Below are 12116 nucleotides of genomic sequence, written 5' to 3' on the forward strand. Positions count from 1 at the left end.
ACTCGCGATGCTTAACCATTGAGATTCAGGGACCGTTGGCACATGCGCTACTCAGCTTTCAAGATCTTCACACAAGGGCTCACCGGCAACAAGGGTTGGAAGCCGGTCTGGCGTGAACCGGACCCGAAACCGGAATATGACATTGTCATCATCGGCGGCGGCGGGCATGGGCTGAGCACGGCGTATTATCTGGCCAAGGAATACGGGCTGACCAACGTGGCTGTCCTGGAAAAGGGCTGGCTCGGGTCGGGCAATATCGGGCGGAACACAACCATCATCCGCTCAAACTACATGCTGCCCGGGAATGAACCCTTCTACGAATTTTCGATGAAACTCTGGGAAAACCTTGAGCAGGACTTCAATTACAACGCGATGATTTCGCAGCGGTCGATCCTCAATCTGGTACACTCGGACGCGCAGCGCGATGCGTTTATCCGGCGCGGCAACGCGATGTTCCTGGCGGGCGCAGATGCGGAATATGCCGACGAGGCACAGCTGCGGCGCGAGTTGCCCTTCCTCGACTTCGACAACGCGCGTTTCCCGATCAAGGGTGGGCTTTATCAACGGCGCGGCGGCACGGTGCGCCATGATGCGGTCGCCTGGGGCTATGCGCGCGGTGCCGACAGCCGCGGTGTCGACATCATCCAGAATTGCGAAGTCACCGGCATCGACATTGAAAACGGCGTTTGCCGCGGTGTGCAGACCTCGCGCGGGCCGATCCGGGCCAAGAAGGTCGCGATGTGTGTCGCCGGCTCGTCCGGTCGCGTCGCGGCGATGGCGGGGATGCGCCTGCCGATCGAAAGCCATGTGCTGCAGGCCTTTGTCTCGGAAGGGCTGAAACCCGTGCTTCCGGGTGTCATCACATTCGGCGCAGGGCATTTCTATGTCAGTCAGTCCGACAAGGGTGGGCTGGTCTTTGGCGGCGATATCGACGGCTATAATACCTATGCGCAACGCGGCAACCTGCCGGTGGTCGAGGACGTCGCCGAGGGCGGCATGGCGATCATGCCGATGATCGGACGCGCCCGGCTCCTGCGGTCCTGGGGCGGGATCATGGACATGTCGATGGATGGCTCGCCCTTCATCGACAAGACCCATATCGGCGGTCTCTATTTCAACGGCGGTTGGTGTTACGGCGGCTTCAAGGCGACCCCGGCAAGCGGCTATTGCTACGCGCATCTGCTGGCCCGTGACACGCCGCATCCGGTGGCCACCGAAATGCGCCTCGACCGCTTCAAGCGCGGCCATATCATCGACGAAAAAGGTCAGGGCAATCAGCCCAACCTGCACTGACGGAGGGACAGGAACATGATCATCAACCATCCGCATCTTGGCCCTCGCGACGCCGCAGAATTTATCTATCTGGGCGATGCCAGCCTGATCGACAGGCCCGATTGGCAGGACGAAAACGCCACGGAAAAGTTCTATGAATACGGATACTTGCGTAACAACCCGGCGGGCGAACACCAGGAGCTGTGGTATCACGAACAGGGCGACCGTTCATGGCTTGTCGTGACGCGCAACACGCTGACACATGAAATCACCAAGGTAGAAATGGCCCGCGATGTGGCGCGCGCCCGGGGACGCAGCAAATGACTCAAGTGAACCGGATCGACGGCGGTCAGGTTGATCGCTCTAAGGAGGTGAAGTTCACCTTCAACGGCAAACATATGCGCGGCTTTGCCGGGGATACGCTGGCCTCGGCGCTTCTGGCAAACGGTCAGCGCCTCGTGGGGCGGTCGTTCAAGTACCACCGTCCGCGCGGCATCCTGACCAGCGGCAGCGAAGAGCCCAACGCCCTCGTGCAATTGCGCAGCGGCGCCCATCAGGAGCCCAACACCCGCGCCACGGTGACCGAGCTTTTCGACGGGTTGAAAGCGACCAGCCAAAACCATCGCGGATCGCTGGAATACGACCTGATGGCGGTGACGGACCTGATGTCACGTTTCCTCGGCGCGGGGTTCTATTACAAGACCTTCATGTGGCCCAAGGCGTTTTGGGAAAAGCTTTATGAGCCGGTGATCCGCAAATCCGCCGGCCTCGGCAGCCTGTCGATGAAGGACGACCCCGACAGCTATGACAAAGGCTTCATCCACTGCGACCTGCTGGTGATTGGCGCAGGCCCCTCGGGTCTGAGTGCCGCTCTGGCCGCCGGGCGCAGCGGCGCGCGGGTGATCCTCGCCGACGAGGATTTCACCCCTGGCGGACGGCTCAACGCCGAAACGCTCGAGGTCGATGGCATGAGCGGCGCCGATTGGGCCGCGCAGGCGATTGCCGAGCTTGCCGCGATGGACAATGTGCGGATCATGACGCGCACGACGATCTATGGCGCGTACGATCACGGGATCTATGGCGCGCTGGAACGCTGTACGGACCACCTGGCCAGCGCCGATGGCAAACCGCGTCAGGTGCTCTGGCGGATTTACTCGAAACGCGCGGTGCTTGCCGCCGGATCGACCGAGCGCCCCATCGCATTCGGCAATAATGACCGGCCTGGCATCATGCTGGCGGGTGCTGTGCGCACTTATGTAAACCGTTTCGGCGTGACGCCCGGCCAGGAGGTCGCGGTTTTCACCAATAACGACGACGGTTGGCGCACCGCATCCGATCTCGCGGGCAAGGGCGTCAATGTGACGACCATCATCGACACACGCGATGCCCCCGCCGTCTGCGATGTTCCCGGTGCGCGCCATATCCGCAATGCCGCCGTGATGGACACGGTCGGACGCAAGGGACTGAAATCCGTCACCCTGACCAGCGGTCAGGTGATCCCGGCCGATTGTCTGGCGGTGTCGGGCGGGTGGAACCCCAATGTCCACCTGACCTGCCATCAACGGGGCCGCCCCGAATGGCGCGACGACCTGAGCGCCTTTGTCCCCGGTGCCGACCTGCCCGCCGGCATGGCCGTTGCTGGCGCCGCGAACGGCTCTATGACCCTGGCCGCCGCGCTGGCCGAAGGGCGCAGCGTCGCGAATGAACAGATCAAGGATCTGGGCTTTACCGCCTCCCGCAAAGCCGCCCCCAAGGCCGAGGACGAGCCGCGCGATTGCGCGCCGATGTGGCATGTTGGCGAAAGCAAGAACCGCGCCTGGGTCGATCAGCAAAACGATGTGACCGTCAAGGACATCAAGCAGTCCTATCGCGAAGGCTTCCGCTCCGTCGAGCATCTCAAGCGGTACACCACCCTTGGCATGGCCACGGATCAGGGCAAGACCGCGAATATCCCGGCGCTTGCGATCATGGCGGAATGCACTGGCAAGTCGATCCCCGAGACCGGCACGACGATCTTCCGCCCGCCTTACACGCCCATCCCCTTGGGTGCGCTCGGCGGGCGCGCCCGTGGCAAGGATTTCCGGCCCTACCGCCTGACGCCTTCGCATGACTGGGCCGAAAAGAACGGCGCCACCTTTGTCGAGGTCGGCAACTGGCTGCGCGCGCAATGGTTCGCCCGACCCGGCGAGCAGGGCTGGCGCGACAGCGTGGATCGCGAGGCGCTGATGACCCGTAAATCGGTCGGCATCTGCGACGTGACCACGCTGGGCAAGATCGATATTCAGGGCAAGGATGCCGCCGAATTCCTGAACGTGGTCTATGCCAACGCCTTCGGCAAATTGCCCGTTGGCAAGGTCCGTTACGGGTTGATGCTGCGCGAGGATGGCATTTGCTATGACGACGGCACCACGGCGCGGATGAGCGAAAATCACTTCGTCATGACCACCACCACCGCCAATGCGGTCCTGGTTTTCCGCCGGATGGAATTCGTGCGCCAATGCCTCTGCCCGGACATGGACGTGCACCTGATCTCAACCACCGATGGCTGGGCGCAGTTCGCCGTGGCGGGACCCAATGCGCGCAACCTGCTGCGCAAGGTGGTGGACGAGGCACATGATATCTCGAACGAGGCCTTCCCGTTCATGGCCTGCGGTGAAGTCACCGTCTGCGGCGGCACGCCTGCGCGCCTCTTCCGGATCTCTTTCTCGGGCGAGCTCGCCTATGAAATCGCCGTGCCAGCCCGGTTTGGTAACTCTATGATGGGCGTCCTGATGCAGGCCGGGGAAGAATTCGATGCCGTACCCTACGGCACCGAGGCTCTTGGCGTCATGCGCATCGAAAAGGGCCATGCGGCGGGCAACGAGTTGAACGGTCAGACCACGGCGCTGAACCTCGGCCTCGGCGGAATGGTTTCGGCCAAGAAGGACTGCATCGGCAAGACCCTGTCACAGCGCCCGGAGATGAACCGCGATGATGCGATCCGCCTGGTGGGTTTCCGGCCGGTGGACCGGAGCCTGAAGCTGATCGCGGGGTCGCATTTCATCAACAAAGATGACGAGGCCAAGATGGCCAACGATCAGGGCTGGATGACGTCGGTCGCCTACTCGCCCTCGCTCGGTCATTCCATCGGTCTCGGGTTCATCAAATCCGGTCACGAGCGCATGGGCGAAATCGTCCGCGCCGTAAGCCCGATCCATGACACGGAAATGGACGTCGAAATCGTATCGGCGCATTTCATCGACCCCGAAGGAGAACGCCTCCGTGCCTGAGTTCACGCTTACCTCCGCCCCGCCACTTGCCGGGTATGACCAGAGCTTTGATGGCGTCAAACTGGGCGCGCCGGTCGATCTGGCCATTGTGTCCATCGCTTTACCGCTTGGGGGCGAGGTCGCTGCCGAAAAGGCGATCAAATCCGCCTATGGCGCCGCCCTGCCCGCGCCGGGCAAATCGGTTCTGTCCAAGGACGGATTGGCCCGTCTGGTCCGGCTGTCATCGGATGCGGCATTCGTGATCTTTACCCATGCCACACCCGATGCCGAACCTCACGTCGCCGAAAAACTGAAGGGCGCGGCCTACACCACGGATCAGACGGACGTATGGAGCGCGCTTGAGATCTCCGGTGCGAAGGCGCGCACGGCGCTGGAGCGGATCTGCCCCATCGACCTGCATGCGGATGCCTTTGCCGACGGGGATGCCGCACGGACGTCGATGGAACACCTGGGCACGCTCATCATCCGCACGGGCGGCGATGCGTTCCTGCTGCTCTCCGCAAGCTCATCCGCCAAGTCATTTCTGCACGCGGTCGAAACGTCCATCCACAATACCGCATGAGGATCAGCCCCGGTTCGACAACGCCAGAGAAGGGAAACCACGATGTATCTTGATACGCTGAACACCAACCAGACCCCCGTTCCTTCGGCGATGCATTGCCGGCGCAGTCTTTCCGGGGATTTCGTGTTTCTGTCACAAGACGCCAGCGTGGCCTTCGCGGCCGAGGCCTGCATTGACGTGTTGCGATCCGCCAACCGGTTGACCGGCGAGGAGGGCTATCGCTGGACCCATTACACGGGCGAGGCGTGTCTGGCCGACGGGCCAATCTGCGGCCCGGAACAGACCTTGGTCCTGGTCGGTGGGGTCGAGAATCCCTGGCGACCCTCGCAGGAACACCTGCTCGACCTGCGGGCCTGCATCCGGAATGCGGCGCGCGTCTGCATCGTCGGCTCTGCCGTCTTCGTTCCCCTGGCCGCCGGTGTCCTTGGCACTAAGCAGCTTTCGGTTCATCCCAATTTCCGCCCCGGCGTGCGGGAAACGGGCCGGACTTTGGAGCTGACCGAAGGCGCGACATGCCATCACAAGGCCCTCAGCAGTGCGGTCAGTCCCGCCGCCGCGATCCGGATGATGGTTGAACTGGTGGGCGCGCGCGACGGCGAATTTACCCGTGCCACGTTGACGAAATACCTGGGCCTCAGCGACCCGGACGAAGATATCGGCAAGGCGGAACACTGGCGCTACAAGCGTCTGGCGCAGGGCAACCTGGTCATCAGCGACGCGCTCAAGATCATGCTCGACCACTTGGAAGACACACTCAGCGTGGGACAGATTGCGGAAATCCTGGACGTATCGCCGCGCAAACTGGAACGCGGATTTCGCGACCTGCTTAACCAGACGCCGCTGAAGGTCTACCGCGACCTGCGGCTGGACCGCGCCCGGAGCCTTCTGGCGCAGACCTCCATGCCGCTGAACGAAATCTCGGTGGCTTGCGGATTTTCAAACGTGACCTTGATGAAGAAGTGGTTCATCGAAAAATATGGTGAGCTGCCCGGCCAGGTCCGCCAGCATGCGTTTGGCGGCATTTTGCGATCCTGAACACCGATCGAAATCCCGGAACCTCAAGAAAAGACCCCGGAAATCCTGTTCCCGGGGGTCTACTTTTTCAATAGGGAGCGGCGTTATCCCGCGTGGCGGGCTTCGCCCCGGAATTCCGTTTCATCGGTTACGGTGAAGCGGCCGCCCTTGATCTTCTGGATCTTGCCGTCGCGCAGCAGCTTGCCGAAAGAGCGTAGGCCATCCTCGCGTGAGAAGTTCTCTTTCTCGACCTCTTGCAGCTTGTGCATCAGCATTGGGCGCGAGAATTGCGCGCGGCCTTCAACATCGGACATGTAGGCGGCAGCGGCTTCCAACAGTTCCGGCAACTGGGTGGCCCCCATTTCACGGGCGTATTCGGTGAAGTTGCTATCCGATGCCTCCGCAGTTTCCGATTTCTCGGCCTGCTCGACCGCAGCGGATACGCGGCGCGGACGGACCGGTGCCTGGTCCGTATCCACACGCTGTTCCGCCACCAGTTTCAAAGGCGCAGGACGGCTCTCAGAAGGGCGTTCTGAACGCGCGCCATCGGTCGTGCTGGGTCGGCGGGGGCGAACCACACTGGCCAGATCACTGCGATAGGGCGCGTCGTCCACATTCTTCTGAAGATCCGCCCCGGCCTTCTTTTCGGCACGGGTTGCGGCTACAGCGGCACGCAAATGCTGGATGGCACTGCGGCGCTGGTTCGACTCTGGTTTTTCGAGCTGGCTGTCGGCCTCGTCGAAAATCCGTTCGATATCCGAATTGCCGTCCGCCGCATCGAACTTATGCCGCCCTTCAAGAGCTGCCGCAGGGGCTGCCTCTTCTTCTGCATCCGCCGTTTCCGCATTCTCGGCAAGGTCGACCTCGGTATCGACGTCCATGTCATCCGTGGCGATAGCGTCGTCTTCACCAGTTTCCGCAGCAGGCAGATCCGCCTCGACTTGCGCCAATGCGCGTTGCAGATCTTCTTCCTGCTCAGGGCTTAGCAGGTCTTCTGTGACCTCTTCACTGGCCGCAGCGTCGGCATTTTCCTCCGCCATGCTTTCGGAAAGAGCCGCTTCGAAATCTTCGTTCGACATCTTGATGACGCGCGCGTTGACAGGATCATGCGTTGCATCGTCATCAGACGCCGCATCTTCCTCATCGACGACAAGATCTGCAACTTCTTCGTGCTCAGCCGCCTCTTCCTCAAGGGCGTCCTCGCCCGAGAGAGCTTCGATCGGTGCGTCCTCGGTGATCGCCTCATCAGCAGGTGTTTCTTCAGATGTGATTTCGACGCTTTCCGCCTCATCCTCTGCGGAAATGGAGTCCGCCAGAAGCTGCGAAAGCGTATCTTCCAGGCCATCTTCGGCATCGGCTTCGTCCAGAACCGGCATCTCGTCGTTTTCGGGCTCTTCCGCGGGCGCCGCGGACAATTCCTCGATCTCGCGGGCGCGCTTCCCTGCAAGCGATTTCAGCAGCTCCGCATCGGACAGCGGCTGATCTTCGGACTGGTCTTCCGCCTCAAGTTCTGCGGCATCATCGACCGCAAGAGCCGCATCAAGATCGGCGGCGGCCTCGTTCAGGAAATCCTGAGCGTGTTCATCTTCGCTGTAGTCATCAGCCTCGTAGGACTGATCGTTTTGCGACACGACTGACCGGATACGGCTTAGCTTGGCGGCTACGCTGTCAGAATCAGCAACCGGCGTCTCTGCCTCTTCACCCTCGTAGAACGCGGGCGCATCGGGCTGTGGTGAATTCTGGAAAAACGCCTCTTCCGAGGGGATGACGTCTTCGTCGTCCGGTTGTTCAGAAGCAATATCTTCCGCAACCGTCTCCTCACTCGCGTCCGCGCTCAGATCTACGGCGGCTTCGGGCTCGGCCTCCATCTCGGCGGGTGCATCATCTTCCGATACGGTGTCGGACGCCATAGCCGGCGACAGATCAACAGCGTCTTCTGCGACCTCGTCTGCTAGGAGTTCCGGCGTCACGGTCTCTTCGACCGCCTCAACCTCTTCCTGTTCGGCTTCCACAACCTCTTCTGCTGCAGGCGCTTCGGCGGCAGGCTCTTCAACCACTGGTTCTTCGTCGACAGGCTCTTCGGTTTCTTCGACGGGCGCTTCGGCGACCGCTTCCTCAGACATTTCTTCGGCCGGTTCTTCGATCTCGTCGACCTGCGGCGCAACGGGTGCAGGGGCAGCCGCGGGTTCGCTCAGCGCGGCATCTGCCGCCGCCGCAAGTGCTGGGGCGTCTTCGGCCCGCAGAACAATCTTGCCCTGCTCTTCGTGGGCTTCCACCCGACGCGCGATTTCACGTTCGGCAATACGAGCCAGCATGTCCGCATCCGGGGTCGGCGGCTCCGCACCAAAATAGCGGTCATCCGCTGCCAGATCCCGGAAATACTCGGCAATCGCCTTCATCGTTTCGAATGAATCGTCAAACCCCTCAAGCGTACACGAGAAGGTGCCATAGGAGACCGTAAGAATTTTACTTGTATTAACCATTTTGTCGCTCGCTTTGCTTTGCCTGCAAAGACGGTGTTTACCATCATCCTCGGGACGAAAGCCGCCCGATTCTTTGTGTTTTACCGTACCATTTTGTGGCGAGAATGTGTTCTCTTCGATAAATAGCCGTTAATTTCGGGGAAAAAATGATCGTTCAACAATCTCATCCTGTCACCCTGATTGGTGGCGCAGAGGTAAACAATCAAGGGCTTGAGCGTGCTTTGGCGCTGGCGCCGGGGATCGTTGCGGCAGATGGGGGCGCCGATGCCGCGCTGATCCACGGCGTGACGCCCGACGCCGTAATCGGTGATTTCGACTCGATCAGCGAATCGGCCCGCGATGTGATTCCGCCCACGCATCAGCATCCGGTTGCGGATCAGGACAGCACCGATTTCGATAAATGCCTGGGCAACATCAACGCGCCCCTTATCATCGGCGTCGGTTTTTCCGGCGCGCGCCTCGACCATCAACTGGCGGCGTTCAACACGCTGGTGCGGCACCCGACGCAACGCTGCGTCCTCATGGGTGATCTTGACCTCGCTTTCCTGTGTCCACCGTCGCTGCGCCTGGACTTGCCGACCGGTACGGCCCTGTCGCTTTTCCCAATGGGGGCTGTCGAAGGTATCTCGGACGGGTTGCACTGGCCGATCGCCGGGCTGAATTTCGCACCCGATGGTCGGGTGGGAACGTCGAACCGGACCACCGGCCCGGTCTTCCTCACCATGACCGCGCCCAAGATGCTGGTGATCTTGCCGCATGACACGCTGGAGGCGGTTGCCGGGGCTCTTCTGGAAACGGTCTCTTCCTGGGACTGATCCGCGAGGTTCAAGGCGCAGGGGTCGGGCGACGTTGCATGGCGCGTTCACGCACGAAAACGTAGAGCCCGGAGCCGACGATCAAGGCGATCCCCACGAAAGTCAGGGCATCGGGCAAATCCCCGAAGATATAGAAGCCAAAGAAGGTCGCGCCGACGATTTCGATATATTGCAGAGGCGCAAGCACCGAGGCGGGTGCCAGCGACAAAGCGAAGCTGATGCAGACATGGCTGATCGTCGCGATGAGGCCCAGGGCCGCCAGGAGTTTCAGCTCGCGCGCTTCCGGCCAACTTGGGTCGAGCGGGCCGATACCGCCGCCGTTGAAGGACCAAAGCACCGGCACCGCCACCACGAGCGCCGCCAGACCGGTATAGACCTGCAGCGTGATCGGGTGCATGCGTGTGGCCATTCGCCGGGTCAGGATCATGTAGAAGGCAAAGCAGAGCGCCGTCACCAGCGGCAGTAAGGCAACTGCGCCAAGCTCTTGAAAACTCGGCTGAATAATCAGGAGTGCGCCACCGAACCCCACGGCGCAGGCGATATAACGGCGCGGGCCGACCTGCTCGCCCAGGAGCCAGCCACCCAGGAGCGTCAGGATGAACGGTTCAACAAAGAAGATCGCGATGGCGTCGGCAATCGGCATGAACCGCACGGCGGTGAAAAAGAACGCGGTTGCCACCATCAACAAGACCGAGCGCACCAGATGCAGGCCCAGTTCGGTCCGATCAGGCCGGTGAAGCCATCCCATCAAAGCCGCCAGCGGCAGCAGCAGCGCACTTTGAACCGCAAACCGTGTGGCTGCGATCTGTCCCACGGCGACCGCATCGCCGATCAGCTTGGCCATACTGTCCATCAGCGGGGCAATCAGCGAAAACCCCACCATCAGAAGAATACCGTAAAGGGTGTGATCCCTGCCCATGCGGCGACGCTATGCGCGCCGCCACGTTTTGGCAATCAGCGAATATCGGGTGTGTCTTCTGCGCTCAACGCGCGGCTGTGCGCTCCACTTCGGCAGCCAACCTGTCGAAAGGATCGGGGCGGCCTGCGAATGCCTTGGGTTGCCGCTCCGCTGGTGTCATCCGCGCCATGAAAAGCTGTACCTTTTCGGAAATGCCCTGCGCTTCGGCAGTCTCATCCGACGCAAAGAGTTCTTCCGCCTGGAACGCGTCCTTTTTCCGCGGCTTTTTCACCGTCGAGGGCGCGGCGGTGGATACGTCGTCATCCGCTTGGGACTTGCGCCGCAGCGATGGAAGCGGGAGTGAGAAACCGCGTTTCGGTTTTTCGGTCTGCGCATCGTCCACCGGCACGGTCTTGGCCGAAACAGTGTCGGTTTTCGCGGTGATCTCGTCCTTCGGGCCACGGCGCAGACCCGGCAGAGGCAACGAGAAACCACGTTTGGGGGCGGTCGCCTCATCCGGCCGCATCTGCACCTCATCGGGCTGCGGCGCTACTTCGGTCTCCTCACCACGCTTCAGAAAAGGAAGCGAGAGGCCGCGTTTCGCGGGTTTGACAGGCGCCAGTTCGGGATCGGAAACACCCGCCGCCTCTTCTTGCGCCACCATGTCATCACGTACGGCGTCCTGGACTTTATCCATGATCTTTTCCTCGGAAGTATTGTCTGTCGCACCCCGGCCAGTCACCTTGGCCAAGACGCCCGTAATCAGGTGGCGCGTCTTCTTGACGGCCAGGAATTGTAACGCCAGAAGTGCGGCGACCGCTACATAGGCCAGATGCCCCGAATAGATCGCCGCGGCAAGCAAGGCGATGACTGCCACCGCCTTGATCGGAAATGTTTTTTTCGGCTTTGACTCAGGCGATGCCGCGGGCGCCTCTGGCTCAGCCAATGCTTGGCCAGCGGGTTTGATCTGTCCCGCGGAGATCGGGGCAGTGTCCATTGCAAAAGCGGCCTCTGCCGGCGCGGGCGTGACAGGCTTCCGGCGGCGGCGCAAGGCAAGTTTCACCAGCCCGATCAATCCCACCACCAAGGCGACACCGCGGATGATGTTGCGCATCTCGTCGGCGGACATGGTTGGCGTCAGGCCGACCTCGCGCCCCTCAAGAAAGGGTTCGATATAGATGAAATCAGCGGACTTGGTGAGGTTCTGTTCATCAAACGCATCATTGACCAGCGACGTGAGATCAGAGGAGTTTTCCGCCACACCATTCAACGTCACGACGCTGATGAAACCCGCGGCGCCAATGCCAAGCTCGGCGTTTTCGACGTAGTATTCGTCAACGAACTTGTCCTTTTCCGCGGCAGACAGGACAAGCGCGCCTCGTGCGACCTTGCTCTCTTCGGGATCAGACGCATCGAAGAGCACATACATGAAGCGCGTCGTGTCGCGCCCCTTGCGCTTCTTGGTCAGTTCATAATTGTAGGCCGGGTTGATCACGCCCTGAACCGACACCTCGTCGGCGAGACCGATATCATTCTGCCGCGAAAACTCGGCAAGGCTGACAGTGTCCGGCGGTGGCCCTGCAAGGGCGCGCGCCATTTCCTCATTTTGCGCAAGCGTGTCGCGATGGCTCAACTCTGCAAGGTAAAGCAGGCCCCCGGCGGCGGCCAGAAACACCCAGAATGGCAGGGCGAATAGCGAAAAGATCAACCGCATGACACGATGTCCTCAATTCAAATAAAACTTGAACGAACGACACGTGTATTTCCCGGCGAAATTTTGACCGGACCGAGGAAATTTGGCGA

General features: G+C 61.2%; 9 protein-coding genes. 6 read left to right on the top strand and 3 right to left on the bottom strand.

Annotated elements, in window-relative coordinates; genetic code table 11:
* Nucleotides 1–42: 42 nt before the first annotated feature.
* The 5 genes from RBB29_RS04340 to RBB29_RS04360 are packed head-to-tail and all read left to right on the top strand — an operon-like array spanning nt 43 to nt 6138.
* On the top strand, nt 43–1293 hold the full coding sequence (locus tag RBB29_RS04340; RefSeq protein ID WP_306112952.1) for a sarcosine oxidase subunit beta family protein: 1251 nt from the start codon (nt 43–45) through the stop codon (nt 1291–1293).
* Nucleotides 1294–1308: 15 nt separating this feature from the next.
* Entirely contained in the window at nt 1309–1596 is a 288-nt protein-coding gene (locus tag RBB29_RS04345) for a sarcosine oxidase subunit delta (protein WP_306112953.1), read from the top strand.
* The gene (locus RBB29_RS04350) at nt 1593–4541 is read left to right on the top strand and encodes a sarcosine oxidase subunit alpha family protein (protein ID WP_306112954.1); all 2949 of its coding nucleotides are present in this window, start codon (nt 1593–1595) and stop codon (nt 4539–4541) included. Before RBB29_RS04345 ends, RBB29_RS04350 begins: the two co-directional genes overlap by 4 nt.
* Entirely contained in the window at nt 4534–5103 is a 570-nt protein-coding gene (locus tag RBB29_RS04355) for a sarcosine oxidase subunit gamma (RefSeq protein ID WP_306112955.1), read from the top strand. The genes RBB29_RS04350 and RBB29_RS04355 overlap by 8 nt, the downstream gene beginning before the upstream one ends.
* 42 nt (nt 5104–5145) lie before the next feature.
* The gene (locus RBB29_RS04360) at nt 5146–6138 is read left to right on the top strand and encodes a helix-turn-helix domain-containing protein (protein WP_306112956.1); all 993 of its coding nucleotides are present in this window, start codon (nt 5146–5148) and stop codon (nt 6136–6138) included.
* A gap of 83 nt (nt 6139–6221) precedes the next feature.
* On the opposite strand, the gene RBB29_RS04365 is transcribed toward RBB29_RS04360, so the two are convergent.
* Nucleotides 6222–8600 (bottom strand): hypothetical protein, encoded by a 2379-nt coding sequence (locus RBB29_RS04365; RefSeq protein WP_306112957.1) that lies wholly within the window; start codon nt 8598–8600, stop codon nt 6222–6224.
* 146 nt (nt 8601–8746) lie between these two features.
* Between RBB29_RS04365 and RBB29_RS04370 the strand changes: the two genes are divergently transcribed.
* Nucleotides 8747–9415, top strand: coding sequence for a thiamine diphosphokinase (locus tag RBB29_RS04370; RefSeq protein WP_306112958.1), 669 nt, complete (start codon nt 8747–8749; stop codon nt 9413–9415).
* A gap of 10 nt (nt 9416–9425) precedes the next feature.
* Here the strand turns inward: RBB29_RS04370 and RBB29_RS04375 are convergent, their stop codons facing one another.
* Together RBB29_RS04375 and RBB29_RS04380 are read right to left on the bottom strand one after the other, a co-directional pair.
* Nucleotides 9426–10334 (bottom strand): DMT family transporter, encoded by a 909-nt coding sequence (locus RBB29_RS04375; RefSeq protein ID WP_306112959.1) that lies wholly within the window; start codon nt 10332–10334, stop codon nt 9426–9428.
* Nucleotides 10335–10398: 64 nt separating this feature from the next.
* Nucleotides 10399–12027 (bottom strand): hypothetical protein, encoded by a 1629-nt coding sequence (locus RBB29_RS04380; protein WP_306112960.1) that lies wholly within the window; start codon nt 12025–12027, stop codon nt 10399–10401.
* Nucleotides 12028–12116 lie beyond the last annotated feature (89 nt).

The organism is Roseovarius sp. MMSF_3359 (assembly GCF_030733385.1).
Taxonomy (GTDB): Bacteria; Pseudomonadota; Alphaproteobacteria; order Rhodobacterales; family Rhodobacteraceae; genus Roseovarius.

Coding starts and splice junctions, on each gene's coding strand:
- RBB29_RS04350 (WP_306112954.1), top strand. CDS start 1,593: ATGACTCAAGTGAACCGGATCGACGGCGGTCAGGTTGATCGCTCTAAG.
- RBB29_RS04340 (WP_306112952.1), top strand. CDS start 43: ATGCGCTACTCAGCTTTCAAGATCTTCACACAAGGGCTCACCGGCAAC.
- RBB29_RS04360 (WP_306112956.1), top strand. CDS start 5,146: ATGTATCTTGATACGCTGAACACCAACCAGACCCCCGTTCCTTCGGCG.
- RBB29_RS04370 (WP_306112958.1), top strand. CDS start 8,747: ATGATCGTTCAACAATCTCATCCTGTCACCCTGATTGGTGGCGCAGAG.
- RBB29_RS04380 (WP_306112960.1), bottom strand. CDS start 12,027: ATGCGGTTGATCTTTTCGCTATTCGCCCTGCCATTCTGGGTGTTTCTG.
- RBB29_RS04345 (WP_306112953.1), top strand. CDS start 1,309: ATGATCATCAACCATCCGCATCTTGGCCCTCGCGACGCCGCAGAATTT.
- RBB29_RS04365 (WP_306112957.1), bottom strand. CDS start 8,600: ATGGTTAATACAAGTAAAATTCTTACGGTCTCCTATGGCACCTTCTCG.
- RBB29_RS04375 (WP_306112959.1), bottom strand. CDS start 10,334: ATGGGCAGGGATCACACCCTTTACGGTATTCTTCTGATGGTGGGGTTT.